The sequence below is a fragment of the uncultured Methylophaga sp. genome, assembly GCF_947259025.1.
Classification (GTDB): Bacteria; Pseudomonadota; Gammaproteobacteria; order Nitrosococcales; family Methylophagaceae; genus Methylophaga.
Window position 1 is genome coordinate 187526 of record NZ_CAMYKO010000005.1, and the last position, 26327, is coordinate 213852.

General features: G+C 51.5%; 29 protein-coding genes. 14 read left to right on the forward strand and 15 right to left on the reverse strand.

Annotated features, from left to right (window positions below):
- Positions 1 to 47 precede the first annotated feature (47 nt).
- Positions 48 to 512, reverse strand: a complete 465-nt coding sequence (locus Q0X64_RS06855; RefSeq protein WP_297810382.1) for a VTT domain-containing protein — start codon at positions 510 to 512, stop codon at positions 48 to 50.
- A 475-nt stretch (positions 513 to 987) separates the two neighbouring features.
- On the opposite strand from Q0X64_RS06855, the gene Q0X64_RS06860 reads away from it, so the two are divergent.
- From Q0X64_RS06860 to Q0X64_RS06880, 5 genes are all read left to right on the forward strand, one after another.
- Positions 988 to 1413 carry a hypothetical protein gene (locus Q0X64_RS06860; RefSeq protein WP_297810385.1) on the forward strand — a complete coding sequence of 142 codons (426 nt, stop codon included), beginning with the start codon at positions 988 to 990 and terminating at the stop codon, positions 1411 to 1413.
- Positions 1414 to 1434: 21 nt separating this feature from the next.
- The gene (locus Q0X64_RS06865; protein ID WP_297810388.1) at positions 1435 to 2232 is read left to right on the forward strand and encodes an ankyrin repeat domain-containing protein; all 798 of its coding nucleotides are present in this window, start codon (positions 1435 to 1437) and stop codon (positions 2230 to 2232) included.
- A 510-nt stretch (positions 2233 to 2742) separates the two neighbouring features.
- Positions 2743 to 3675 carry an aldo/keto reductase gene (locus Q0X64_RS06870; protein WP_297810391.1) on the forward strand — a complete coding sequence of 311 codons (933 nt, stop codon included), beginning with the start codon at positions 2743 to 2745 and terminating at the stop codon, positions 3673 to 3675.
- Positions 3672 to 4364: an MFS transporter permease gene (locus tag Q0X64_RS06875; protein WP_297810395.1), complete on the forward strand. Its 693-nt coding sequence runs from the start codon at positions 3672 to 3674 to the stop codon at positions 4362 to 4364. The genes Q0X64_RS06870 and Q0X64_RS06875 overlap by 4 nt, the downstream gene beginning before the upstream one ends.
- The gene (locus tag Q0X64_RS06880) at positions 4354 to 4809 is read left to right on the forward strand and encodes a GNAT family N-acetyltransferase (protein WP_297810397.1); all 456 of its coding nucleotides are present in this window, start codon (positions 4354 to 4356) and stop codon (positions 4807 to 4809) included. The genes Q0X64_RS06875 and Q0X64_RS06880 overlap by 11 nt, the downstream gene beginning before the upstream one ends.
- 29 nt (positions 4810 to 4838) lie before the next feature.
- Here the strand turns inward: Q0X64_RS06880 and Q0X64_RS06885 are convergent, their stop codons facing one another.
- Entirely contained in the window at positions 4839 to 5792 is a 954-nt protein-coding gene (locus Q0X64_RS06885; RefSeq protein ID WP_297810400.1) for a 1-phosphofructokinase family hexose kinase, read from the reverse strand.
- Positions 5793 to 6013: 221 nt separating this feature from the next.
- On the opposite strand from Q0X64_RS06885, the gene dinG reads away from it, so the two are divergent.
- Entirely contained in the window at positions 6014 to 8092 is a 2079-nt protein-coding gene (gene dinG, locus Q0X64_RS06890) for an ATP-dependent DNA helicase DinG (RefSeq protein ID WP_297810403.1), read from the forward strand.
- A gap of 342 nt (positions 8093 to 8434) precedes the next feature.
- Here the strand turns inward: dinG and Q0X64_RS06895 are convergent, their stop codons facing one another.
- Positions 8435 to 8716, reverse strand: a complete 282-nt coding sequence (locus Q0X64_RS06895; RefSeq protein WP_297810406.1) for a peptidylprolyl isomerase — start codon at positions 8714 to 8716, stop codon at positions 8435 to 8437.
- Between the two features lie 39 nt (positions 8717 to 8755).
- On the reverse strand, positions 8756 to 9445 hold the full coding sequence (locus Q0X64_RS06900; protein ID WP_297810409.1) for a type 1 glutamine amidotransferase domain-containing protein: 690 nt from the start codon (positions 9443 to 9445) through the stop codon (positions 8756 to 8758).
- 106 nt (positions 9446 to 9551) lie between these two features.
- On the opposite strand from Q0X64_RS06900, the gene Q0X64_RS06905 reads away from it, so the two are divergent.
- The gene (locus Q0X64_RS06905; RefSeq protein ID WP_366517488.1) at positions 9552 to 10832 is read left to right on the forward strand and encodes an O-acetylhomoserine aminocarboxypropyltransferase/cysteine synthase family protein; all 1281 of its coding nucleotides are present in this window, start codon (positions 9552 to 9554) and stop codon (positions 10830 to 10832) included.
- On the opposite strand, the gene Q0X64_RS06910 is transcribed toward Q0X64_RS06905, so the two are convergent.
- Genes Q0X64_RS06910 through Q0X64_RS06920 form a run of 3 tightly spaced genes read right to left on the reverse strand, consistent with a single transcriptional unit; the run spans position 10829 to position 12415 of the window.
- Positions 10829 to 11461, reverse strand: a complete 633-nt coding sequence (locus Q0X64_RS06910) for an alpha/beta fold hydrolase (protein ID WP_297810415.1) — start codon at positions 11459 to 11461, stop codon at positions 10829 to 10831. The genes Q0X64_RS06905 and Q0X64_RS06910 overlap by 4 nt on opposite strands.
- Positions 11458 to 12153 (reverse strand): SAM-dependent methyltransferase, encoded by a 696-nt coding sequence (locus tag Q0X64_RS06915; protein ID WP_297810417.1) that lies wholly within the window; start codon positions 12151 to 12153, stop codon positions 11458 to 11460. Before Q0X64_RS06915 ends, Q0X64_RS06910 begins: the two co-directional genes overlap by 4 nt.
- Before the next feature lie 43 nt (positions 12154 to 12196).
- Complete coding sequence (locus tag Q0X64_RS06920; protein ID WP_297810420.1) at positions 12197 to 12415, reverse strand: RNA-binding S4 domain-containing protein; 219 nt, start codon at positions 12413 to 12415, stop codon at positions 12197 to 12199.
- Between the two features lie 167 nt (positions 12416 to 12582).
- On the opposite strand from Q0X64_RS06920, the gene Q0X64_RS06925 reads away from it, so the two are divergent.
- Entirely contained in the window at positions 12583 to 12885 is a 303-nt protein-coding gene (locus Q0X64_RS06925) for a hypothetical protein (RefSeq protein WP_297810423.1), read from the forward strand.
- Between the two features lie 35 nt (positions 12886 to 12920).
- Here Q0X64_RS06925 and Q0X64_RS06930 read toward each other — a convergent pair whose 3' ends face one another.
- From Q0X64_RS06930 to Q0X64_RS06940, 3 genes are read right to left on the reverse strand one after another with little or no spacing between them, the layout of a single operon-like run.
- Positions 12921 to 14054, reverse strand: coding sequence for a sodium ion-translocating decarboxylase subunit beta (locus tag Q0X64_RS06930; RefSeq protein ID WP_297810426.1), 1134 nt, complete (start codon positions 14052 to 14054; stop codon positions 12921 to 12923).
- Between the two features lie 15 nt (positions 14055 to 14069).
- Positions 14070 to 15857 (reverse strand): sodium-extruding oxaloacetate decarboxylase subunit alpha, encoded by a 1788-nt coding sequence (gene oadA, locus Q0X64_RS06935; RefSeq protein ID WP_297810429.1) that lies wholly within the window; start codon positions 15855 to 15857, stop codon positions 14070 to 14072.
- 51 nt (positions 15858 to 15908) lie between these two features.
- Positions 15909 to 16187, reverse strand: coding sequence for an OadG family protein (locus Q0X64_RS06940; RefSeq protein WP_297810432.1), 279 nt, complete (start codon positions 16185 to 16187; stop codon positions 15909 to 15911).
- Positions 16188 to 16421: 234 nt separating this feature from the next.
- On the opposite strand from Q0X64_RS06940, the gene Q0X64_RS06945 reads away from it, so the two are divergent.
- Complete coding sequence (locus Q0X64_RS06945; RefSeq protein ID WP_297810435.1) at positions 16422 to 17798, forward strand: ribonuclease J; 1377 nt, start codon at positions 16422 to 16424, stop codon at positions 17796 to 17798.
- A 50-nt stretch (positions 17799 to 17848) separates the two neighbouring features.
- Here the strand turns inward: Q0X64_RS06945 and Q0X64_RS06950 are convergent, their stop codons facing one another.
- Together Q0X64_RS06950 and Q0X64_RS06955 are read right to left on the reverse strand one after the other, a co-directional pair.
- Positions 17849 to 18067, reverse strand: coding sequence for a hypothetical protein (locus Q0X64_RS06950; protein WP_297810438.1), 219 nt, complete (start codon positions 18065 to 18067; stop codon positions 17849 to 17851).
- A 79-nt stretch (positions 18068 to 18146) separates the two neighbouring features.
- Positions 18147 to 18542: a gamma-glutamylcyclotransferase family protein gene (locus Q0X64_RS06955; RefSeq protein ID WP_297810440.1), complete on the reverse strand. Its 396-nt coding sequence runs from the start codon at positions 18540 to 18542 to the stop codon at positions 18147 to 18149.
- A 53-nt stretch (positions 18543 to 18595) separates the two neighbouring features.
- On the opposite strand from Q0X64_RS06955, the gene rssA reads away from it, so the two are divergent.
- Positions 18596 to 19522 (forward strand): patatin-like phospholipase RssA, encoded by a 927-nt coding sequence (rssA, locus tag Q0X64_RS06960; protein WP_366517490.1) that lies wholly within the window; start codon positions 18596 to 18598, stop codon positions 19520 to 19522.
- 18 nt (positions 19523 to 19540) lie between these two features.
- Here rssA and Q0X64_RS06965 read toward each other — a convergent pair whose 3' ends face one another.
- Complete coding sequence (locus tag Q0X64_RS06965) at positions 19541 to 20467, reverse strand: LysR family transcriptional regulator (RefSeq protein WP_297810443.1); 927 nt, start codon at positions 20465 to 20467, stop codon at positions 19541 to 19543.
- A gap of 160 nt (positions 20468 to 20627) precedes the next feature.
- Here Q0X64_RS06965 and Q0X64_RS06970 point away from each other — a divergent pair, with 160 nt between their 5' ends.
- Both Q0X64_RS06970 and Q0X64_RS06975 read left to right on the forward strand, forming a co-directional pair.
- On the forward strand, positions 20628 to 21227 hold the full coding sequence (locus tag Q0X64_RS06970; protein WP_297810446.1) for an NAD(P)H-dependent oxidoreductase: 600 nt from the start codon (positions 20628 to 20630) through the stop codon (positions 21225 to 21227).
- The gene (locus Q0X64_RS06975) at positions 21224 to 22063 is read left to right on the forward strand and encodes a pirin family protein (protein ID WP_297810449.1); all 840 of its coding nucleotides are present in this window, start codon (positions 21224 to 21226) and stop codon (positions 22061 to 22063) included. The genes Q0X64_RS06970 and Q0X64_RS06975 overlap by 4 nt, the downstream gene beginning before the upstream one ends.
- Before the next feature lie 220 nt (positions 22064 to 22283).
- On the opposite strand, the gene Q0X64_RS06980 is transcribed toward Q0X64_RS06975, so the two are convergent.
- Complete coding sequence (locus Q0X64_RS06980) at positions 22284 to 24728, reverse strand: heavy metal translocating P-type ATPase (protein ID WP_297810452.1); 2445 nt, start codon at positions 24726 to 24728, stop codon at positions 22284 to 22286.
- 132 nt (positions 24729 to 24860) lie between these two features.
- Between Q0X64_RS06980 and Q0X64_RS06985 the strand changes: the two genes are divergently transcribed.
- Positions 24861 to 25256, forward strand: a complete 396-nt coding sequence (locus Q0X64_RS06985; protein WP_297810455.1) for a MerR family DNA-binding protein — start codon at positions 24861 to 24863, stop codon at positions 25254 to 25256.
- Between the two features lies 1 nt (position 25257).
- Here Q0X64_RS06985 and Q0X64_RS06990 read toward each other — a convergent pair whose 3' ends face one another.
- Positions 25258 to 25668, reverse strand: coding sequence for a hypothetical protein (locus tag Q0X64_RS06990; RefSeq protein ID WP_297810458.1), 411 nt, complete (start codon positions 25666 to 25668; stop codon positions 25258 to 25260).
- Between the two features lie 89 nt (positions 25669 to 25757).
- Here Q0X64_RS06990 and Q0X64_RS06995 point away from each other — a divergent pair, with 89 nt between their 5' ends.
- Positions 25758 to 26252, forward strand: a complete 495-nt coding sequence (locus Q0X64_RS06995) for a methylated-DNA--[protein]-cysteine S-methyltransferase (protein WP_297810461.1) — start codon at positions 25758 to 25760, stop codon at positions 26250 to 26252.
- The last annotated feature ends 75 nt before the right edge of the window (positions 26253 to 26327 follow it).

Below are 26327 nucleotides of genomic sequence, written 5' to 3' on the forward strand. Positions count from 1 at the left end.
GAAACCCGGATGAAGGGTAAATGTGCTCTCATTGAAACACGCTTGCTTCAATAAAAATAACTGGCTCCCACCCAGACAAGGGCGACAAGCAGGAAAGATATCGTAGCTGTCTGTGTTTTATATTGCTGAAACCACTTTTGTGCGTGATTGCCCAGCAGCCAGACAAGTAAGCCCAAACCGAAATAGCGGGCAGCCCGAGCAAAAGACGTGGCCACAATGTACAACGAAAAGGCATAGCCCGTGGCGCCGGCTGCCAGCATCGCAATCTGAAATGGCACAGGGGTGATACCAACACTCAATACGAACCAGAAGCCTTGTTCATGGATATCAGCGCGGATGGTATTGAATTCCGAAGGTGATGCAAGCCAATTTACCAGCTGGTCACCTATCTGCTCGAAAAGATAATAACCGAAGAAATACCCCAGAGAAGCACCGAGCAGACAACCCAGAAGTGCTGACAGGCAAATTGCCCATAATCGATCGCGACGACTCTGCAGCAGCGGGATCAACATGGCCTCAAGTGGGATGGGCAGGATGATTGACTCGAGAAAGGAAATAAATCCCACGCCCACAAGAAGGTGACGAGAATAAATCAGCTTTTCGCAGGCCTGCTTGAATTTTTGAAAGATGACATTTCCTTATGAATAGCCATGATGGGAGCAATAAGTATAAGCTTTTCCATAAATGGTGCTACCCGGCTCTGATCAGCCGCGATCAGTAATCTGACGAACTGCTTCGATTTTTAATTCTTCGGGATAACGTTTGTCGTTCATTTGCACCTCTCTGAGTGCCATTTTAATAGCTGAGAGGTGTCTAGCAAATCGGTGGCTATTCAATGACTCAGGAATGGTGCACCAAGAGCGATGATGTCAATGCCCGGCTGAAAGTGGCGTGTATCGAGCTCAAGCATTTGTAATGCATATTAGATCACCACACCTACAGGCGTGAGAGTCAAAAAGGATAGAAAACTAAAGGGATTTTATGGACATGAAGAAACTTTTACTCACGCTGTATTTTTTGGTTGCGGTTATAGGTTGTGCCAAACCATATCTCCCTCCCAGTGAGGGCTCTCTTGCTTCAATCAAATTTATCAATGAGAAAGGCTTTAACCATATTGATACTGGTAATAGTTGTGCTACCAGGCGACAACCGGAAGTTGGGCAGTGGCTCAAAGTTAGAGCGAATAAACCTGTTTGGATCGAGCAGGGTTTTGATACCAGTCAACTGCCTTATGGTATTGCCTGTGTCATTGGTTATCGTTTTACACCTGAAGAAAATACACGCTACGAAGCTCATTACATTCTGAATGGGGTTAACTGTCACATTGAGCTGTATGAAATTTTAGACAGTGGAAAAAACATAAATATCACCATGGAAATTCAGCCTGTTGATTTGAAAGCTTGCTGGTATTAGAAGTCATAAGTAGAGGGAGCTATGCAAAAAAATATCAAATATTACCTGCTTACCATTCTGCTCACTATCACCGTGGGCTGCAAAGCAAACTTAGTCGGCGGTATGACATTGAATGAGGCATTTAGCCCTGAGGTGGGGCAATTTGTAGATGCTGTCATGAATAACAACTACCAGCGGGCGGATAAGCAGCTCAAGGCCGGCGTAGATATCAATGCCGTAGGCAAGGAGGGAATCACACCACTGTTCTGGCTAATCGCTGAAGAGCATGCCAATGACCTGACCGCCATCGAATATATGTTAAAAAACGGCGCCGATCCCAACTATCAAGATCCTGAGCGAGAAGTATCGGCCATGTGGCTGGCTTCAGGAGGGAACAAGCCAGAATTTTTGAAGCTTCTTATTCGTTATGGCGGCGATGTCAACCAAATAGGTAGACGTGATGAGTCTGTGCTGATGGTGGCTTCAGGTCAGGGACGGCTGGAGAATATCCAGATTTTATTGGATAACGGTGCTGATATGACATGGAATAACCGATTTGGAGAAACTGCGGCATCTATGTGTCTAACTCCTGGTCGATTTGATTTAACAGTCTTTTTTTTGGAGCAAGGCTTTGATGGTGATCTTCAGACGCTGGCCGCTTATGTCGAAGGGCGGGTTGCAAATGAAGAGATGCAACCTTACAAGGAGAAGGCTATCGATATTTTAAAGGAAAATGGGGCAGAGTTTCCTGCCAGTGGTCGCTTAAAACGGCATCTAGAAAAACATCCGGCAACTGCAGCAGAAATTGAAGATATGATTTATGGCAGGGTGATGTACTAGCAAGGTTGGGCTCATTTCATGATGTCTAAAATGCTAGTAGTGTTGGGCTGCATGCCCGGGACCGAATCGCGAGCGAAGCGTTGATATGACAATCTTTGATTTCAATGGCTCGTTTTTCGACTTTATGAAAATCATTTTTTTATTCATACCAATGTTGGTTTTGGTGATTAAAAAATTTTATTTGAAACCTAAGGGCTTGGTGGGTGATAAACAAGGCCATACTATTGACTCATATTGTATGGGCATGATTTGTGTTTTTTTATATTACGTTATTTTTTTTGTTGCTTTTTAAATTGAAAACAGTGGTCAACGCATAACTTGACCTAATTAAACTGCCTCACGGCCAGACTCATCCCAACCGCACTATTTTTAAAAAAGTTTGACACAGAATCAATTGCCTAAGAATTTTGTCGGAGACCTGACTGTCACTATGCTTAGGTAAAGCTAAGAGCATCCAGACGAATTCTCTGGCCCAGTCTTGATTTAAAAGTCCTCCAAGGAGCGTTGAAAATGAATAGCCGCTTCACTCGCAGACAAAGTCTTAAAATGCTTGGTGTCGGTTTGGCCGCTACGCTTTTTCCATCAATACCAAGCTTTGCGATAGATAGGGAACTGCTGCGCAAACCTTATTCAGATAATAAGACATTGCCGGTTATTGGCCTTGGCACCTGGCAAACCTTCAATGTCGGTAGCGATACTAGGTTGCTGGATGCCCGAACTGAGGTAGTAAAAGCGTTCTTTGAACTGGGTGGAGGGCTGATTGATTCCTCGCCCATGTATGGTTCGGCGCCTGATGTGATGGGTTATGCCTTGCAACAGTTAGGTGTGCCCGACAGCCTGTTTTCGGCAGAAAAAGTCTGGAGTCCGGCAGGTGGTTCAGCAGTCGAGCAGGTCGCTGAGCTGCTGGGGCGCTGGAATCTTGAACAATTCGATTTGGTGCAGGTGCATAACCTGAGAGACTGGCGTGAGCATCTGGCAGCGCTAAGAGAAATGAAACAAGCAGGGCTGATTCGGCATATTGGCATCACCACCTCGCATGGTCGTCGCCATCAGGAATTTGAGCAGATTATGGCTTCCAAGGATATCGACTTTGCTCAGCTGACCTACAATATCACCCATCGTGAGGTGGAAAACCGGTTGCTGCCGCTGGCTCAGGATCGGGGGATCGCTGTCATTGCCAACCGGCCTTATGACGGCGGCAGGCTGATTAAAGGTTTGAAGAGTCGCGATGAGGCCTTGCCCGAGTGGGCAGTCGAAGAATTTGGCTGCACAAGCTGGGCTGATTTTCTATTGAAGTTTATCGTGAGTCACCCAGCTTTGACTTGTGCTATTCCAGCGACCATGCAAGTCGTCCATCTGCGTGAAAATATGCGGGCCGGCATGGGGGCGATGCCCTCAGCTAACACCCGGCAGAAGATGGTGAAATATATTGAGTCGCTATGAGCAACGGCTTGAGCTATTCGCTGCAGGATTTTATTCCTTTTACCGCTGATATCTATTTCCGCTTACTGGAACGCATGGGCGAGACTTACTGGCCGCTGCATTTACTGATGCTGATCCTGGGGCTGGTGACTTGCTGGCTGGCATGGAAACACCGTGCTCGACTGGCCGCTGTGCTTATTGCACCCGCCTGGGGCTTTGTTGCTTATGCCTTTTTTATGCAGCTTTATGCCGAGCTTAACTGGGCGGGTGGCTACATAGCCTATTTCTTTTTCACTCAAGCTATCTTGTTATTGATGGCTTTGACGGGGATTGGGCTGGATAGCAGACCACGCAAAGGTGCTTTTGCTCTGGGGATAGCTATCGCGTTTTCCGGGCTGCTGGTGATGCCCTTTATCGGGCCCTTGAGCAGCGGTAGCTGGTTTCAGGCGGAAGTGTTTGGCGTACATCCTGATCCTACGGCCGTCACCACACTGGGGCTGGTCGTCTTATTGTTCAGAGGCTGGTATTTATGGCTGATTGCCATTATTCCGGCACTCTGGCTGTTGTATTCCGGGCTGACTTTGTGGGCTTTGGAGGCAACTCCCGCAGCAATGGTGATATTTGTTCTATTAGGCACAGCAATGATGGGACTGGTTTGTAAAAGCTTTGGATACAGCCTGGTTACACAGGACAACACCCATGACGGTTGATTTTAAGTGGTCTCGATTGGCAGATTTTGACGCGTTTGAGTTACACCAGATCATTCAAGCGCGTGAGGCTGTTTTTGTTGTCGAGCAGGATTGTGCCTATCAGGAAACCGATGATTGGGATCTTCAGGCCTGGCACCTGACTGTATTGGTCAATGGCGAGCTGGCCGCTTATGCCAGAATCATTGGGCCCGATACGCATACCAGACAGGCTTCAATTGGCCGGGTCATGACCCGGGCAAAATTCAGGGGACAGGGAATGGGCCGTGCTTTGATGGAAGAAGCCATCAAATTCATTCACAACACTTACCCGGGCCATGACATCAGAATATCGGCGCAGGTATATCTGACCAGCTTCTATGCGTCGCTGGGCTTTGATGTCTGCGGGCAAGCCTATGAGGAAGATGGCATACCGCATATCGCTATGCTCAAGGTGATGCAAAAATAGCGCTTTTAATGTCGATTCAGGGCAATGAGTCAAATATCCAGTTTCTTGATGATGACTTTTTGCTTCAAGGCCTCAATATCTTTTTCTTCAAATAATTGGGTGCCGGGATGGATAACCGTACCGGCTCCACAGGCAATCCCCCATTTCAGCGCCAGTTCGGCATCGTCATGATGATTAAAGCAGGCCACCATGCCGGCCACCATCGAGTCACCGGCACCGACGGTGGTGTTCACCGGTACATCCAGCGTTGTAGCATAAAAACTATTATCCGGGCTGATCAGTAAAGCGCCTTCAAAGCTGAGAGAGACGCAGACATACTCAACGCCGCTTCGCTGAATCTGGCGGGCGCATTCCGCGACTGCTTCAACAGAGTTCAGTGGTTTACCCAGCATTTGCTCGAGTTCGTGTTTATTGGGTTTGATCAGAAAGGGCTTCTCAGCAATCGCCAGCTTGAGTTTTTCATCATGGGTGTCAACCACGGCACGCGCGCCTTGCTGGTTGAGCCGGCGGACCAGATCAGCATACAAAGTCATCGGCACATTGGGCTGACAGGAACCGGTGATAATGCCGTAGCCGTTGCCGGTGACTTCAATAAAATCATTGGCAATACGCTCAATATCGGCGGGGGGAATGTCACTGCCGCTGCCTGTTATCTGATATTGATTGCGGCTGCTGGTCTCAATAATGGTGGTGTTAATACGGGTTTCACCTGCCACTTCTTCAAAGACGACATGGTTCAGTTCATCTTTGAGCAGGGTTTTGAATATCTGGCCCACCGCGCCGGCAATCACGCAAATTGTATGCGATTCGATATCCAGTCTTGCCAGTGCGCGACCAATATTGATGCCATTGCCACCAGGATCATGGCGGGCACTGTCAGCACGGGACTTCTCGTCCGGGATCAGGGTGTGCACATAATAAGTGACATCCAGTGCCGGGTTAAGACACAGCGTTGTGATAGGGCGATCCGGTCTCATTGCCATGATGCAGTGCTTCCTGACAAGTGCCTGATTATCAGTGTAAGAAATTTCATGGTGGTTTGAACAGCTAAATGATTGAATTGCGCTCAGCATATACGGACAATAGCTGTCTGATTTTCATCGAAATGCCATCTTCGACGTTGGCATGACAATGGGTATCAGGCCTCTTTTTCGCCACTATTGATGAGACACATGCCAGACACTTATCAGGCTGGGAATTAACCTTGCCGGAAGCCATATACCAGCGATTGCAGTCGGCTATAGACGGGTTCACGCCACGCTCCCAGCAACAGCAGATGAGTCAGTTTATTGCCGATCAAATGGCAAGGCCGCCGCAGCAGCGCATTGCTGTGGTAGAGGCACCAACCGGCGTCGGTAAAACTCTGGCTTACCTGAGCGGTGCCATCGAGGCCGCCATCAATAATAAAAAAACGCTGGTTATCAGCACGGCTACGGTCAATCTGCAGCAACAATTGATTCAAAAGGATCTACCGCAGTTTTCAGCGGCAATGGAACAGCCCATCCGTTTTGTTCAGGTCAAGGGACGCCGTCGTTATCTGTGCCCGAGTAAACTCAGCCAGCTCGCCACCACCCCTGAGCAGCAGGCTCTGGATATCGACATCGATGAAAAGTACCAGCAGGCCCTGCATATGGCAGCAGCCAAGCAAATGCTCAGTGAATGGGACCAGGAACGCTGGGACGGTGATCGCGACAGCCGCCGGGACAAGGTCAGCCCCGATTTATGGAACCAGATATCAACCGACTCCGAGGGCTGCGCCGGTAAAAGCTGTTCCTTTTATCAGCAATGTCCCTATTACAAGTTACGGCGGGAAATGGTCAGTGCCCAGGTAGTTGTCGCCAATCATGATTTGATTCTGAGTGATGCCGATCTGGGGGGTGGCCTGGTCTTACCCAATCCTGAAGAAGTCCTGTTTGTGTTTGACGAGGCCCATAACCTGCCCCGGAAAGCGCTTGATCACGCCGCCAAGGCCTTGAATTTTATTCAGCTTTACCAGACCACTGAAACCGCAGACAGTGTGCTGAAGAAAATTCCCTCCGCGCTGGCATTCCGTCAGCATGACTTTGGTTACATGCTCAGCGAACTGCGTCGTGATTTGCCTGCGGTGGTCAGCCACCTGCAGCATCTGGAGACGATTTTGCAGAGTGATGGTCTGGTGCAGGACCTGCTGGAAAAACGCATCAGCGAACCCCGTATTTTCTGGAACAGTCCGCTGGTCAATGCTTTGTTGATCCCCTGTCAGAATCTGCTGCAACGCGCTAATAATATTTACAAGCATTACAGCGTGCTGGGCAAGTGGATCAAGGAAGGGCTGGAGAAAACCCAGCTTTCCAATAAAGTCGGCGAAGCTTTACTGCCCCAGGTCGGCACGGTACAGAATATTTTCGGTTACCTGATCGATTTTATGGCGCTGTTTCTGGAACCCGACCAGGCCGAACGGCCGCCTAATGTGCGCTGGTTATCAGTCGAGCAGTTTGCCAAGCAACAAACCCTGGTGATTCATGCGGGGCCGATGACCGCGGCCTATTTTCTGGATCGCAGCCTCTGGACCCGTGCCTACGGCGTGGTGCTGACTTCGGCAACCTTACGCGGCATGGGGCTCTTTCATCGTTTCCGTCTGGATAGTGGCCTGCACCGCTTTGATGCCTCACACTTTCTGGCTGTTCCGTCACCGTTTAAATATCGTGATCAGGCAACGCTGCACTTGCCCGAGATGCGCTATCTACCGAATGAACAGCAACAGCAGTGGCGGCGTGAGGTGGTAGACAAACTTGTCGAGATTATTAATACCGATGAGGCCACACTTGTGCTGTTTACCTCGCGGGCAGCGATGACCGAGGTTTACCAGCAATTGCCGCGGGAAATCACCGCCAAGGTTTTGATTCAGGGGGATAGCCTGTCACCGAAAAACATGGTGATGCGGCATATTCGTCAGATTGAAGCCGGGCAGGGCAGTATCATTTTTGGCCTGGATCGCTTTGCCGAAGGTGTCGATTTACCGGGTAATCTGTGTACCCATGTGATTATTACCAAACTGCCGTTTCCGGTATTCACCCGGCCGATAGAACAGGCCAAACAGGAATGGATTATCAGCCGGGGCGGGCAGCCGTTTACTGCTCTGTCTTTGCCGGCGGTCAGTATCAAACTGATTCAGGCCTGTGGCCGACTGTTGCGCAAGGAAACCGATAAAGGCCGGATCACCATTCTGGATCGGCGTTTGTTAACCAAAGGTTACGGTAAGCAACTGCTTGAGCATTTGCCGGATTATCGTTTAGTGCGGTGATGGTGTTGAACCACTGAGGCACAGAGGGCACAGAGAATAGTGATCTCATGAGAGTGTGTCTTTGCGACCGGAGTGGTGGTATGCAGAAAACCTGTCATATCGACAGGAGTAGAGGTATCCAGAGCGTGTCATGCCGACCGGGGTGGAGGCCTGTTTTCCAACCTTGGGCTGAGATCCTTCAGCTGTCGCTCAGGATGACAGCAAAAATCAGAATGATTCCGCTGCACTAGGGCGAGTTCCAATAACGCACTGGTCTTTTAAAACTCTGTGCACTCTGTGTCTCTGTGGTGACAAACAAAAAAGCCCCGGAAAAGGGGCTTTTCAGTAACAAGACAGTGAGTCTTATTCACTACGGCTGGTGACCTCCAGCAGGTGATAGCCGAACTGGGTTTTCACCGGGCCTTGAACCGTGTTGACTGGTGCACTGAAGACCACTTTGTCGAATTCCGGAACCATCATGCCGGGACCGAACTCACCCAAGTCACCGCCGCTACGGCCGGATGGGCAGGATGAGTGTTCTTTTGCGACGTCACCAAAATCCGCGCCCTGTTCAATTTCACGTTTAAGTTCCAGGCAGATCTCTTCGCTTTCCACCAGGATATGTCTTGCCGTTGCTTTAGCCATAGTCATGTCTCTTTTGAGTAAAACCGCTCATTATATCAGCTAAGCAGCAGCTTGCCTGAGCGAGGCAATCAGCGCCTGCGCTGTGGCAGCGGAGGACTGCGGGTTCTGGCCGGTGATGACCAGGCCGTCAGTCTGGCAGTAGCTGGCCCAGTCATCGGCGCGGGTAAAGCAGGCACCTTTCAGTTTCAAGGCATCTTCCAGCAAAAACGGCACCACCTGGCTCAGCCCGACCGCGTCTTCCTCAGAGTTGGTAAAGCCGGTGACCGCTTTGTTTTTAACCAGTGGCTCACCACTCGGTGTTTTAGCGTTCAGTAATACTGCCGGTGCGTGGCAGACTGACGCCACGGGTTTCTGTTGCAAAATAAAGCTTTCGATGAGTTTGATAGACCAGGCAGAGTGGGTCAGATCCCAGAGCGGTCCATGTCCGCCGGGATAAAACACCGCTTCATAGTCATCAGCGCGAACCTGTGCCAGGGGCAATGTATTGGCCAGTTGATGCTGGGCAGCCTGATCCTGATTGAAACGCTCGGTATCAGTGGTGATAAAGTCCGGCGATTCGCTTTTGGGATCGAGCGGCGGTTGTCCACCGCGGGGCGAGGCCAGCGTGACATTGATGCCGGCATCCCTGAAAACATAGTAGGGGGCGGCGAATTCTTCCAACCAGAAGCCGGTTTTTTCACCGGTGACACCCAGCCGGTCATGCGATGTTAATACCATTAAAATATGCATAGTAGCTCCTCACATTAGTTTGCTCAGCAGTTATCACTGAAGCTCTGATTGTTGTTGACCACATGACATGCTTAAATGCTCCAGTATTCAAAAAATAGGACAGGAGATGTCAATGAGAAGTGAAACAGCATGTATTCATGAAGGCTACGAGACTGACCCCGTGACCAAGTCATGTGCAGTCCCGATTTATCAGACAGTCGCATACGAGTTTGATAACGCCCAGCATGGTGCCGATTTATTCAACCTGGATGTACCGGGAAATATTTACAGCCGCATCATGAACCCGACCTGGGATGTACTGGAAAAACGTGTTGCTGCCCTGGAAGGTGGACTCGCCGCACTGGCAACATCTGCCGGCAGTGCTGCCATCCACTACGCTATCCTTACAATCGCTGAAGCGGGTGACAACATTATTACCACGCCGCAGCTTTATGGCGGTACTTACACGTTGTTTGCTCACATGCTGCCCAAGCTGGGAATAGATGTACGCTTCGCAGCATCTGATTCGGCAGACGATATTGCCAGCCTCATTGATGATAAAACCAAAGCCGTATTCTGCGAGTCAATTGGTAACCCGGCTGGAAACATTGTTGACATTGAGGCCATCGCCCAGCAGGCACATGCCGCCGGAGTCCCGGTTATCGTCGACAATACGGTGGCGACACCTGCGTTATTTAACCCGATAAAACATGGTGCCGATATTGTGGTTCACTCGCTCACCAAGTATATGGGTGGGCATGGCACAACGCTGGGCGGCATTATCGTGGACTCAGGTCAGTTTCCCTGGACTGAGCATGCGGCACGTTTCCCGATGCTGAATCAGCCTGAGCCGGCTTATCATGGCGTGGTTTATACCGAGCAGTTTGGCGAGGCAGCCTTTGTAGCCAGAGCGCGTACCGTACCGCTGCGAAACACCGGCTCCGCGCTATCTCCCATGAATGCCTTCCTACTCATGCAGGGGATAGAAACGCTCTATCTGAGAATGGAAAGGCATTGTGACAACGCGATGGCTGTTGCCCAGTATCTGGATAAACACCCAAAAGTTGAGTGGGTCAGTTACGGCGGTCTGCCTACAGACAAATACCATACCTTGGCTAAAAAATATTTTGCCGGCAAGCCATCCTCTTTGCTGACCTTTGGTATCAAAGGCGGGTTTGAGGCAGGCGTCAAATTTTATGATGCGCTCAAGTTGATTAAACGCCTGGTCAACATTGGAGATACCAAAACACTGGCCTGTCATCCTGCTTCTACCACTCACCGTCAGCTGGAAGAACATGAGCTGGCCCTGGCAGGGGTAACCCCCGAGATGCTGAGAATCTGTGTGGGTATTGAGCACATTGACGATATTCTGGAAGATCTGGAGCAGGCATTTCAGAGCCTGGATTAGTGCCGGAACTGTCCCTCGCGCAGGAAATAAAGGACCTGTGCGATCACGGCATTTTTTGCCATGATGAAAGGGTGGCTGACAGGCAGTGTGAGGTGATCTTTCATGCCTGTCAGCCGTGTGTCGTCAACCAGAATAGTGCCGTCGTTGTCGCCACGAAGCCAGTAGTGAAATAGAGGATTGATGGAACGGTTGCCGGCGATAACGCCCAGCTCAAAGTCAGCCTTGCCCAGCTTTTGGGGGACATCGCCAAGCTGCGCGGCGGCGGGGCCAAAACAGTGGCGAAACAGGGCATAACGCTGCAAGCTGGCAGCGACTTCACTACCTTGATTGGGGGGCGCCAGCATCACCACACGGCCCAGGTTGGGGATAGAATACTGCTGCAGATAACTGCGTAGCAGGATACCGCCCAGAGAGTGGGTAACAAAATGAATACGGCGTGCCTGACGACAACGATCCAAAGCAGCAGGTATGACCATCGCGGCTAATGTTTCAATATCGTGCCTGGTCGAGGGATAGTGCAGGTTCAGGGTGTGAAAGCCAGCCTGCTTCAGCGCTTTTTCCAGTTTTCGCATACAGCGGTGGCTGCGGGCCAGACCATGTAGCAGGATGACCGTGTCGGTTGTTGTCATGCCACGATATGATCCTGTGGGCGTCGAATCACCAGCATTTCGGTGGCACCGCGCTGAAACTGATAGCTGACATGTTGTCTGCTGGCTTCCAGCCCCAGAAAGCGTAGGGATTCGATGACGGGTTTTAAATAGGGAGATGGGCTGTTGTCCAGCGTAACCAGCGGGTAGATCCTGACTTCTCTGGCAATCCGGCACAGTTCCTGACAGGCCTGAATATGAAACTGCAGATCGTTTTGCTCACTGTATAAAAACAGAAAGTGCGAGCACAGTGCCAGGTCAAACTGTTTATCACTGAGGGGTAAATCCGGCAGGCTGGCATCAAGGTAGCGCCAGTGCGCTTCATCCTGTTGAAAGTCAGCCAGAAAGGTCTCCATTGCCTGCATACGTAGTTGCGAGAGCATTGTAGGGTTGGCAATACGATCCCAGATAAAGTCCTGCTGATGCCGTTCTACCTGTTGCATGACCTCGGGATAGACGGCATCAATACGCTGAGCAATTTCCGCGGCGCTGAAGCGGTAGAGCGGGTCAACGGAAATCACCGGCCTCGCCAGTGCAGCCATCTCAGCATTAAAACTGGCCGGTCCGTCAGCGACGCTGACAATGCGGCTGTGTAGATCCTGTTCGCTGAGAAAGAACATGGCGATATATTCGTCCATGCTGCGGCCCCAGGGAACAACGCGTTCCAATTCCATGCCGGTGCGTCCTTATAAGCTGTATCAAGCTTAACATGACAGGCTAATCAGAGATGTGCAGACAGATATCGTCAATCTGAATCCGGTCGCCTGCAATGATTTTGCGGCGTTTACGGCTTTCTGTTTCACCATTAACGCTGACCATGCCTTGCTCAATCATGATTTTCGCCTCGGCGCCACTGGCAGCAACGCCTTCAAACTTGAGAATTTTATAAAGCTCAACCGGGCTTTGGGTCAGCATCACGTTAACGTTCTGGGTCATGGTGTCCTCTGTGTTATGTCTGGATAAAGCGAAGGGGTCATGGTGACTTGTTCAAAGTCAGCGCTACGAAGTATGAGATGTCATCAGCTTGTGACGATGATCGTGCTTTTTTCGTATTGATGAGGTTATAGTACTGATCATACTCAATTTATTGTGGGGCAGGCTTAATGAAAAGACTGGTCAACCTGGTTCAGTTGCTCATTGTGCTGGCGATTTTATATCCGGTTTATTACGTTTGGGATACCAGTCGCATTGATAACTTCTGCGGCTTGATCGAAGCTGGCATGACTGTCGCCAATCTGCAGCAAATTGCCGATGATCATAACATCAGGCTTAATACGCCAGTGGGTAAGGGCGAGACCGGGCAGTGGATGACCTCAGTAGATTCCACTGCATCCATCGACCGTTATGCCTGCGTTATCATCGGTGCGGTGGATACGGTGGCCAGTGCCCGTATTATTGACGAATAATAAAAAACCCGCCGAAGCGGGTTTTGTTCAGGTCATTAAGCACCGATGTAATTGATAAGAATACCGGCGGCGACTGCCGAGCCGATAACCCCGGCCACATTGGGCCCCATCGCGTGCATCAGCAGGAAGTTATGCGGATCAGCTTCCAGCCCCAGTTTATTGGAAACGCGGGCTGCCATCGGCACTGCCGACACACCGGCAGAACCAATCAGTGGGTTGACGGGCTGCTTGATAAGTTTGTTCAGCAGTTTTGCCATCAATACACCACAGGCGGTTCCAATCGCGAAAGCACCCATACCTAGCACCAGAATACCCAACGTGGTCATATCCAGGAAGCTGTCAGCGCTCAGTTTTGAGCCCACAGCCAGACCCAGGAAAATGGTCACGGTGTTGATCAGCGAGTTCTGTGTGGTGTTACTCAGACGATCAACCACGGCGCATTCTTTCATCAGGTTACCAAAGCAGAACATACCCAGAAGTGGCGCGGCATCCGGCAGCAGGAAAGCAACCAGAATCAACAGCAACAATGGGAAGACGATCTTCTCGCGCTGTGATACGTGGCGTTGCTGCACCATTTTGATTTTACGTTCAGCTTCCGTGGTTAAAGCACGGGCAATCGGTGGCTGAATCAGCGGCACCAGCGCCATGTATGAGTAGGAAGCAACGGCAATCGCACCCAGCAACTCCGGTGCCAGTTTACTGGCGACATAAATCGAGGTTGGACCGTCAGCACCGCCGATAATGCCAATCGCTGCCGCATCAGCCAGGCTGAAATCAAAGATACCAAAGTAGGACAGCACCACTGCGCCCATAAGGGTCGCGAAGATACCGAACTGGGCGGCAGCGCCCAGAAACAGGGTCTTGGGGTTAGCCAGCAAAGGACCGAAGTCGGTCATCGCGCCGACACCCATAAAGATAATCAGCGGGAAAGCACCACTCTCGATACCGACAGTGTAGAAAATATGCAAAATACCGCCGGCTTCGGCCAGACCTGCACCGGGGATGTTAGCGAGAACGCCACCGAAACCAATCGGCACCAGCAGCAATGGTTCAAAGTTTTTCTTGATGGCGAGATAGAGCAGCAACATGCCGATCAAAATCATCACGCCCTGACCGGCTGTCATCTGGTTAATACCGGTCACTTCCCAGAGGTGAATCAGTTTATCCATGAAAAAAATCCTTGCTTAAGCGATAGTGGCGAGTTGATCACCGACTTTGACGGCATCACCCTGTTTAACGGAGATAGATGCGACGGTGCCGGACTTGGAGGCGACGATTTGGGTTTCCATTTTCATCGCTTCCAGGATCAGCAAGGTATCGCCTTCATTAACCTGTTGACCGGCAGAGACCTGAATCTTCCAGATATTGCCAGACAACGGTGCGGTTACCGGTTCGCCTTCCCCGGCGGGTTCGGCAGCGGGTGACGGGGCAGGGGCGCTGCCAGCATTTTCCACATGGCTGATATCACCGCCTTCATTGACCTCGACCACATAAGCCTGGCCATTAACCTTGACGGTGTAGGTTTCCTGATCTCCAGCGGCAGCGGGAGCCGCGGATTTCTCGGGTTCACCGGTAGGTACCGGTTCAAAGGCATCCGGGTTCTCCCGGTTTTGCAGGAATTTGAGACCGATTTGCGGGAACAGGGCATAGGTCAGCACATCATCAACCTGATGATCGCCCTCGGCGAGCTTGATACCGTCGGCATCAGCCTGCTCAAGGAGTTCAGAGGTCAGCTTGTCCATTTCAGGCTCAAGCAGGTCTGCCGGGCGGCAGGTAATCGGATCAGCGCCTTCCAGCACGCGATCCTGCAATTCCTTGTTATAGGCTGCAGGCGCTGAACCATATTCACCTTTCAATACACCAGCGGTTTCAGCGGTAACAGTCTGATAACGCTCGCCGGTCATCACGTTGATAACGGCCTGGGTGCCGACGATTTGTGAGGTCGGTGTGACCAGTGGGATATAGCCCAGATCTTCGCGTACCCGAGGAATTTCCTTGAGCACGTCATCCATGCGATCCAGTGCATTTTGTTCACGCAGCTGGTTTTCCATATTGGTTAGCATGCCACCCGGTACCTGGGCCACCAGGATGCGGGAATCAACACCGCGCAGAGAGCCCTCAAACTGGGCGTATTTTTTGCGGATATCACGGAAATAAGCCGCGATCTCTTCCAGCAGATCCAGGTTGAGCGCGGTATCACGGTCGGTATCTTCGAAAATAGATACCACGGATTCAGTGGCCGAATGGCCGTAAGTCATCGACATCGATGAAATGGAGGAATCGACATTATCAATGCCGGCTTCAACACACTTCATGATTGTGGCAGTGGACAGGCCGGTGGTGGCATGTGACTGCATATGTATTGGAATATCAATAGCTTGCTTAAGACTTTGAACCAGCTCGTAAGCTGCGTAAGGCTTAAGCAAACCAGCCATATCCTTGATAGCCAGTGAGTGCGCGCCCATGTCCTCGATGCGCTTGGCCATGTCGATCCACAGTTGCAGATTGTGAACCGGGCTCAGTGTGTAGGCGATGGTGCCCTGAGCATGGCGGTCATTTTCCAGCACGGCCTTGATGGCAGTTTCCAGGTTGCGCGGGTCATTCATCGCATCAAACACCCGGAATACATCAACACCGTTAACGGCAGCACGCTCAACAAACTTTCTGACCACGTCATCAGCATAATGACGGTAGCCCAGCAGGTTTTGTCCGCGTAGCAGCATTTGCTGGCGGGTGTTGGGCATGGCCGCTTTCAGGCTGCGAATACGGTGCCATGGATCTTCACCCAGATAGCGGATACAGGCATCAAAAGTGGCGCCGCCCCAGCTTTCTACCGACCAGAACCCGACCTGGTCGAGTTTGTCAGCAATCGGCAGCATGTCATCAAGACGCATCCGGGTGGCGAACAGAGATTGATGGGCATCACGCAGGACAACATCGGTAATGCCCAGTGGTTTTTTTGCTTCGGTCATATTCATGGCCTTAGTTTGGGTGTAACGAAAACGGCTTCAGGCAGAAAACATTTATTTGCGAGAGCGGAATTTATGAATCGCCGCTGAAAGCACAGTGATCAGGCTCTTGTCGTCATTGGCGTGCTGACGCTCGCTCATGGCCTGACTGATAACGGCAGTTGGGGCTGGAATGCCTTCTTCCGGCAGGGTGCCGACACCTTTTTCATAGCGGGTGATGATTTTTGACATGATACTGGTGGCAATCACCAGCAAAGTCAGAAACACAAAGACAAATCCCATACCGACCAGCATCAGGTTCAAGCCTTCTGTCATCAGATTGGATGCAGCCATACTGACCTCCTCAATGCATCGCTAGCGTCATTAAATCAATGACTTAATTAAAAACAGCGGGAGATTATACCATTGTTAACGCAACTGAGCGGCAGGCAAACCGAATTAGACTGACCCAGAGGCGCTGTGAGCGGCTTCACAAAAGCAGATAACGCAGCTTTCTGCGGAGACCATGCTGGGGAGCAGGAGATAATTTGGCATAATAAGATGCTTTGAAAATTTTCTGGGGACTTTATGACGCCGGATGAAGCGGATTTCTGGTTTCTGCCACTGGGCGGGACAGGTGAAATCGGAATGAACCTGAACCTCTACGGACACAATGGCCGCTGGCTGATGGTCGATTGTGGCCTGACTTTTGAAGCCAAAACTGACGTTGATGGTGAGCCCATTGCCGATAGCCGCGCAGAAATTCAAATGGCCGATCCCGGCTTTATCGCCGATCGCAAAGACCGTCTGGATGGCCTGATCATCACCCATGCCCATGAGGACCATATCGGCGCTGTGCCCTATCTCTGGCAACGTTTTCAATGCCCGGTGTACACCACCGCTTATACCGCCGAAATTTTACGGCGAAAACTCAAAGAAGCGGACTTGCTGGATAAAGTACCGGTCAAAGTAGTCGACGCCGGCTCAGAACTGGACATCGGCGTGTTCAGCGTCAGGTGGATCCAGCTCACGCACTCCATTCCCGAACCTTTTGCCTTATTAATTTCGACCCCGGCAGGTCGGGTTTTCCACACAGCAGACTGGAAACTCGATAGTGCACCGGTAGTCGGCGAGCCCTATCAGCCGGAGGATTTCAGCGCGCTGGCAGATATGCAGGTCGATGCCATGGTGTGTGACTCCACCAATGCTGATCTGCCGGGCTGGTCGGCATCGGAAGCCTCGCTCTACCGTGGGCTCAAGCATCATATTGAACAGGCGAAGGGCCGCGTGGTGGTGACGTGTTTCGGCAGTAATATTGCCCGCCTCAGAACCATTGCCGATATTGCTGCCGAGACCGGGCGGCATCTGGGCCTGCTGGGACGGTCCTTGATCAACACCTATCAGGCAGCAAAACGAACCGGTTTCTGGTCCGGTGTGGAAACTTTTGTCGATCCCCATCATCTGGGCTATTTGCCCAGAGACACGGTGTTGCTGGTAGCTACCGGCAGTCAGGGCGAGCCGCGCACCGCACTGAACCGTCTCAGCCATAACAGTTTTCGTGATATGCAACTGGAGCCGGGTGATACCGTGATTTTCAGTTCCAAGAATATTCCCGGCAATGAAGCGGCAATTGAAGCCCTGATAGACCGGCTCCGTGCGATGCAACTGGATGTCATCACTGTCGATAACAGCCGCATGGCGATTCATGCCTCCGGTCACCCGGCACAGGATGAACTTAAAGCGATGTATCAGTGGGTCAAACCGGCCTGTGCGATACCGGTGCATGGCGAGTTCCACCATATGCGTGCCAATGCCCGGGTGGCAAAATCAGTGGGGGTGCCGGAACAGATTGAAGGTCAGAACGGCGATCTATTTTTTATCGCTCCGGTCAGGGGGATAAGGCGCGGCGCCGTCAACACTGGCAGGTTAGGCTTTGACGGCAAAAAGCTGAAAAAGCTTTTTTGAAAACGACTCGATGGGTATCAATCTGTCTGGGAAAACCTGGTTAAAATTATTCAGGCCTTGGCGTCAAAACGGTGGCCGCGACGATCTGATGACACGCGGCGCTCGACCACGGGATTTTTATTCCGTTTACGACGATCAGCCTGACTACGCCTGTCGTTTTCAGGTACAGAAGTGGTTTTGTCATCAATGTGACGGGTCGGTGCCACCTGTGAATGGCTATTCACGGTGAGCACTGGTGTCAGATTGTTGATACGGGGCAATTCATTCATCCGGCTCAGCTCGGGCATTAGTTATAAATGCTATCGGCTTGATTATGATGAACTTTAGAAATCTATCCACAGCGCCCGGCTAGCATTGTTCGAAACGACCACTCAAGATTCGCTTGGCAGGGTTAACCGGGTAATTGTAGATATATGCCCAGGCCTGCACCTTCCGACCACCGGAAACTGTCACATTCACGGTTTTTCTGAGATATTCATGGGGCTCGGGAAAGGTGCTGCCGCATGCTTCATAATCATCCAGTAGCGGGAGAAGAGTCTGGTCTTTAAGCCGGTAGAGTTCACCATAGACCTTGTCATTCACCGACACTGACTCAATCACCCCGGGATAATCATGGATTTGGTAAAGTTGACCTGATATCCAGCCGCTACCGATCAATTCGCTGCTGTCATGAAGTTGCTGCTGCACAAGATGGCCACTGCCGTGCATCAGGGTGCCGTATACAAATAGATAACAATCTTTCATTTTATAAATAACTTTATAAAAATATTTCAAACTATTGATAATATAGATAATAAATGATTAAAAAGAAACTTAAACTGGGTTTGGCTCTGGGTAGTGGCGCAGCCCGTGGCTGGGCCCATATTGGCGTGATCCAGCGCCTGCACCAACTGGGGATTGAGCCGGATATTGTCTGCGGCACATCGATAGGGGCGCTGGTTGGCGCAGCCTATGTATCGGGTAACATAGGCAAACTGGAAAACTGGGTCAGAGAACTGGACAAGCTGCAAACAGCCCGTTATTTCAGTATCAATCGCTCCTTGAAAGGTTTCGTTAACAAAGAACGTTTGCACCAGTTTCTGGATGACAATGTAGTGCGCGCCGAGCAAACCATTGAGGAACTGGATAAACCCTTTGCCACGGTGGCAACCGATTTGATGACCGGCCGTGAAATCTGGAATACCCGGGGCAGGGCGATGGATGCAGTCTGGTCTTCCATTTCCCTGCCCGGACTGTTTCCGGCCATTAAACATGATGACCGCTGGCTGATAGATGGCGGGCTGGTGAATCCGGTCCCGGTGTCCCTGTGTCGGGCGATGGGCGCGGATGTGGTGATTGCCGTGAATCTCAACAGCGATATTCTCGGCAAACATCTCCGAGCGCAGACTGTCACTGAACCCAAAAATCAGGATGAGTCCAGCAGTCTGACTTCACGCTTCACTGATATGGTCGCTGATTACACCAACAACCTGTTTAAAAAAGATGATCAGCGGGAAGAAGCGCCGGACCTGATGGATGCCATTGCCGCCTCCATTAATATCACTCAGGATCGCATCACCCGCAGCCGCATGGCCGGTGATCCGCCGGAAATTATTCTGTCACCTCGTTTGTCGCAAGTAGGCATCCTCGAATTTTACCGTGCTGCGGAAGCGATAACGGAGGGCCAGACCAGTGTGGAACGCCACCAGCAGGAGCTGGCGTATTTTCTTCAGCATCAGGGCTGAGCGCAGGGCATCAGCGCGTCACTGTCGGGCCTGCTGGTCTGGACATTGCCAGTTTGGACGGCTGGAGAAATAGTCACGCAGAAATTCGATCAGCAGCCTCACCCGTCGTGACAGGTAGCGGTTCTGCGGATAAACGGCATAAACACCCACTTCGCTGTGTTGAAGACAATCCTCCAGCACTGGCACCAACCTGCCATCATGAATGGCGTTGGCGCAGATAAAGTCCGGCGACAGAATCAGGCCCTTGCCTTCAATCGCCGCATCACAGAGAAACTGGCCATTATTAGCGGTCAACACCGCGGGTAGATTGATTGACAGGGTTTCGCCGTTGTGGCCGTTTAGAGGCCAACTCGGACTGACGTTGGCATACTGCAGTTTGACATGACCATAAAGCAAGTCTTCGGCCGTCTGCGGTGTGCCGTTACGAGCCAGGTAATCTGGACTGCCACAAATCAGCAGGCGGGTGAATGACAGCTTGCGCGCAATCAGACTGGAATCGGCCAGATTGGAGATTCTGACTGCCAGATCAATACCCTCGGCCACCAGATCCTGCTGACGATCATTAAAGTCGATATCAAAAATAATCGCCGGGTGAATCTGGTTGAAGGCACGTAAAGCCGGACTCAGGTGCATCAGGCCGAAACTAATCGGTGCAGCCAGCCGAATCCTGCCCGCCAAAGCACTCTGTTCATCACTCAGTGCAGTTTCTACCTCATCAATATCATCCAGAATGCGCACACATTGCTGGTAATAGTTTTGCCCGGCATCGGTCAAAGTCTGTTGGCGCGTTGTTCGTGTCAGCAGGCTGATACCGAGTCTTTTCTCCAAATCGGTCAGACGTTTGCTGACAGCAGATTTGACGGTATCCAACTGCGCTGCAGCACGGGTAATAGAACCAGCTTCAACAATACGCACAAAAGTCTGCATTTCTTCCAGGTGACTCATGTTTATAGTTCTCTTTTATCGAACAATAAATTCATTATTAGCGTGTTTTTCCAAAAAATGGAAACGGTAAACTTAATCACGTACTCAAGTTAAAGTATTCAACAACCCTATATACCACCGCTTTAATAAACAACGATGTAAGAAAAACAGGAGAATCAACATGGACAATCATATCCTTCATCTCAATTCCAGCAGCCGCATTGATGGTTCAGTCACACGCGATATCTCGGCCCGACTGGTTGAGCATCTGCAGCAACAAACAACGGCATCCGTTCATCGTCGCGATCTGGCTGCCGGTATCGACTTTATTGATGAAAACTGGGTTGGAGCGAACTTTACTGACCCCGAACAGCGTAGTGATGAGCAAAAAGCGGCGCTTAAATTTTCTGATGAACTGGTTAGCGAGCTGCAGGCCGCCAGCCATATCGTGATTGCCTCGCCGGTCTATAACTTCAGTGTGCCGGCAGTGGTCAAAGCCTGGGTGGATCAGGTGGCCAGGGCCAGGGTGACATTTCGTTACACCGAAAATGGTCCCGAAGGATTACTGAAAGGTAAAAAAGCCTATCTGGTGGTGGCTTCCGGTGGCGTGCCGCTGGGTAGTGAGATGGATTATGCCACTCGTTACCTGCGCCACATTCTCGGGTTTATGGGCATCGATGATGTGACGCTGGTCAATGCCAATGAACTGGGACAGGCTGCAAATGAGCAGAGCGATATTGGAAAAGAACTGGCCGCCATTGCGGCAGGAGGGCCAGCATGATTAGCAGAGAACTGAGACAAATTGTAAACGGTGATCAGGTCTCCGATGGTGCCGGTGTGCAACTTAAACGCATTATCGGCTCACCCCAACTGAATATGCTGGATCCCTTTCTGATGCTGGATGCCTTCGGTTCTGATCAGCCGCAGGAATACCTGGCCGGATTTCCGCCACATCCGCACCGTGGCTTTGAAACAGTGACCTACATGCTGGCGGGAAAAATGCGTCATGAAGACAGCGCAGGCAATCAGGGTGTCATTGAAACCGGTGGCATACAGTGGATGACGGCCGGCAAAGGCATTATTCACTCGGAAATGCCTGAACAGGAACAGGGTTTACTGGCCGGTTTTCAGCTCTGGGTTAATCTGCCTGCCAGTGAAAAAATGCAGGAACCGCGCTATCAGGAGCGAACAGCTGAAGAGATCCCGGTCGAAGTCCATGACAATGGCACGCGCATTAAAGTGATCGCCGGTCAGACCCGGCAGGGCACACAGGGCGTGATTGATAACCCTTATGTGAACCCACTTTATCTGCATGTGGCTTTGCCCGCTGATACCAACTTTGAGCAGACCGTACCTGAGAGCGATAACAGCTTTATTTACGTCATTGAAGGGCAACTGACTCTGGGGGATAAACAACGGCTGTTAAAAGCCGGCCAGTTGGGCGTGCTCGAGCATGGCGATCTGGTCACGCTAAAGGCTGATGAAAACAGCGAGTTCCTGCTGGTCTCCGGGCAGCCGCTGAATGAGCCGGTGGCGCGTGGCGGGCCATTCGTGATGAATACCCGCGAGCAGGTAGAGCAGGCCTTTGCCGATTACCGTGCGGGAAGGTTGGCTTGATGGGTTTATCCGCAGATTACGCAGATGGGCACAGATTGAATATTAACCACAGAGGCACAGAGTACACAGAGAATTAATTAGTCTGGGTTGAAAGTATAAAGCCAAGGCCCTCTGTAACATCAGCCTGACTCAGTTTTAGCTAACAATCATTCTTCCTCTGTGGTCTCTGTGACTCTGTGGTTATTTAATCCTTAAAATCTGCGTAATCTGCGGACTAATCTCAAAGCCTTACCCGCCGCAAGCGCAGCGCATTAGCAATGACCGAGACAGAACTCAGGCTCATCGCTGCAGCTGCAATCATCGGCGATAACAGCAGGCCGAAAAAGGGATAAAGAATACCGGCAGCGATGGGCACGCCCATCGAGTTATAGACAAAAGCAAAAAACAGGTTCTGGCGGATATTACGCATGGTGGCGCGACTGAGTCTGAGCGCTTGAACAATACCGCGTAAATCGCCCCTGACCAGGGTGATACCGGCACTTTCCATAGCGACATCGGTGCCACTGCCCATAGCGATGCCGATAGTGGCCTGGGCCAAAGCCGGCGCATCATTAATTCCATCCCCGGCCATGGCCACCCTGTAACCCTGTGACTGTAGCTTTTTGACAGCCTCACTTTTCTGATCGGGCTGTACATCGGCCTGGACATCATCAATATTGAGCTGCGTCGCCACAGCCTGGGCCGTGACTGTGTTATCACCGGTCATCATGACAACTTTGATACCCTCACGGTGCAGGGCATCAATGGCTTCTCGACTGGTTTCTTTAATCGGATCAGCCACACTGACCAGGCCCGCTGCCCGGCCATCAATTGCTACCAGCATGACGGTCTGGCCTTGCTTGCGCAGCTCTTCGGCCTGTTGTTGCAATGAGGCGGCATCAATCCCCTGATGCTCAAACAGGGCGGTATTTCCCAGGCTGATCTGGCGGCCATCAACCCGGCCCTGGATACCCTGACCAGTGACAGAATCAAACTCATCGGGTTTGGACAGCGACAGACCCTTTTCCTTAGCCCCTTTGATTATGGCCGCTCCTAGCGGATGTTCGCTGCCCTGTTCCAGGCTGGCAGCAAGTTGCAGCAATTCATCGTGATTAAAATCATTGACAGTCGCTACTTTCACCAGCTTGGGTTTACCCTCGGTCAGCGTGCCGGTTTTATCGAGAACCAGCGTGTCAATCTGTTCCATGGCTTCCAGCGCTTCGGCATTTTTTATTAACACGCCCATTGCGGCACCACGGCCGGTGCCAACCATTATCGACATAGGCGTCGCCAGGCCCAGCGCACAGGGACAGGCAATAATAAGCACAGCGACGGCATTGATAATGGCATGTGACAGTGTCGGTTCCGGTCCCCAGATAAACCAGCTGATCAGGGTTAGTACAGAGACCAGGACCACCGCCGGAACAAACCAGGCAGCGACTTTATCCACCAACTTTTGCACCGGCGCTCGTGAACGCTGGGCTTCCGCCACCATATTGACGATTTGCGACAGCAGGGTGTCCTGACCCACGCGCTCGGCCTGCATCAGCAAGGTGCCGGTGGTATTAACGGTAGCACCGATGAGCTTATCGTCCTGCTTTTTACTGGCTGGAATGGGCTCTCCTGTCACCATGGATTCATCTACACTGCTGCTGCCCTCGAGTACGGTGCCATCGACCGGGATCTTCTCGCCTGGCCTGATCCGCAGTTTGTCACCGGCGGCAACTTGATCCAGGGCAATGTCTTTCTCTTCGCCGTCATCTTTCACCAGCCGCGCGGTTTTCGGGGCCAGGCCCAGTAGCAGTTTGATAGCTGTGCTGGTTTGGCTGCGTGCCTTGAGCTCCAGCACCTGACCCAGTAACACCAGCACCGTAATCACCGCGGCGGCTTCAAAGTAGACGGCCACACTACCATCGCTATGCTGCATGCTGGCAGGGAACAGTGCGGGGAAGAGCAGGGCGATGACACTATAGAGCCAGGCGACACTAACGCCCAGCCCGATCAGCGTGAACATGTTTAGGTTCATGGTCCGTACTGATTGCACGGCACGAACAAAAAACGGCCAGCCACCCCAGAGCACGACCGGGGTGGCCAGCACAAATTCTATCCAGTACCAGCTATGAGTCGACAGGCTGCCGGGCATCAACTCGGGGGCCATATCCAGCACCATAGCGATCAGCAATACCGGTATAGCCAGCATGGCGCCGAGCCAGAAACGCCGCGACATCAGTTTGAGTTCAGTGTTGTCTTCTTCACTATCGACTGTGATAGATTCCAGAGCCATCCCGCATTTGGGGCAGTCGCCGGGTTCGTCACGAAGGATCTCCGGGTGCATCGGACAGGTGTACTGGGTTTTGCTGGATGGCTGTATTGGAGATTCAGGTTCCAGGGCCATACCACACTTTGGGCAACTCCCCGGACCTTGCTGGCGCACGCCTTCGCACATCGGACAGATATAGTCACCGTCTTGACTGACTTTTGCGCCAGGCTGACTTTTTTGTTCTGAGTCTCCGTGACCACCACAATAGCTATGAGTCTGTTCCTGGTGCAAATAATGGGCAGGATCGGCCCGGAAGTTATTCAGGCAATGCTGTGAACAAAACACATAATCCTGCTCATCATGACGGGTATGATAGCGAGCGGTTTGTTTATCAACGGACATGCCGCAGACGGGATCAGTGGCCATGGTTTACTCCTTCGAGTCATGGATATGACGCGGACACCCACATAAGACGTCACTTTACCTAGCGATCAGCGATATTTTGGCTGACCTTCGATGTTAATATAAGGTGCGTACCGTAGTACGGAGTCAAGCAAAATGAAACAAGCCGGTTTAACCATCAGCCAATATGCTGCCACCGCCGGGGTCGGCGTTGAAACCGTGCGCTTTTATCAACGTCAGGGCCTTTTATCCACGCCTGAAAAAGGTGAGGGGATCCGTCGCTATGATAAGGAAGCTGTGCGGACGTTGCGTTTTATTCGCCGGGCGCAAGAGGCGGGGTTCACGCTCAAAGAAATCGGGGAGCTATTAAGCCTTGATTCCAGCCTCGACCATCAGCGAGCCAGGGAGCTGGCAAAAAAACGCATCGGTGAGTTGGACAACAAGATTGCCGAAATGCAACAAGCCCGGGATAGCCTGAAGAAACTGGCCAACGCCTGTAGCCAGGGTGGTGATAGGAAACCCTGTGCGATTTTGTCTGCCTTTGATATCTGAATCAGGGTGACTGCTGCGTCTTGTATTCAGCCTTGATCATTTCCAGGGTGGGGGGAATGGCATCACAGTCGCTGACCTGGCCGCTGCACTTGATGCACTGAAAAGCTTTCCAGCCGGTGGCAATGTATTCATCCTGGTTGGGGCTGTCGAGGCGGTTGGCAATGCCGATAGTGGCCTTGGCGCGGCTGGAAATATAACCGTATTCACCCCGGCAGAAACGCATCTGCTGAGGATCGGCTTTGAGCTTGTCATCGTATTTGGCATGGATCTCACGCCCAACCTGATTCAGGTAATGCAACTCAGCATAAAGCTTTTGCAGGGTATCGTCGCTGTGGCGGTAGGCGCCAGGCGGTCCGCCCGCCCAGACTATGGGCGAGATGAATAATGCGATCAGCAGTGTTAATTTTTTCACGGTGCTACTCCAAGCCGGATATTTGAGCGTATAGTCAGATCTTAGCCTAAATAAGTTCGTCTTTTCCTGTAAAGAGTGGGGAAAATGTCATGATTGAATTTGAACTGGGCAGTTGTTCTCTGGGCTGCGTGCTGGTAGCAATGAGTCAAAGAGGCGTCTGCGCTATTGCCCTGGGTGATGAACCGGCTCAACTGGTGGACTGGCTCAGGCAAAAATATCCACATGCAAAAAAAGGCGCAGATAATGCCGTTTTGCTGTCTCGTCTGCAGCAGGTGCTGAATTATGCCGAGTGGCCGGAGTCAAGCCTGAAACTGGTGCTTGATATGGATGGCACCGACTTCCAGAGACGCGTCTGGCATGCACTGCAAACGGTGCCCGCAGGGCAGACACGAAGCTACAGCGATATCGCCCAGAAGATTGGCAAGCCAGCTGCAGTGCGGGCTGTTGCAAGCGCTTGTGCCGCGAATTCACTGGCTTTGGCGATACCCTGTCATCGCATTGTCCGTCAGGATGGACAATTGTCCGGCTATCGCTGGGGCGTGGAGCGGAAAAAATTATTGCTGCAAAATGAAGCCCTGCGCTAAGTACCTGATCTTGATCTGTGCTTAGCAACTGAGCTCGTCTTGTCAAGCCCAATCTCTCAAGCGCTGGTTAAAAAA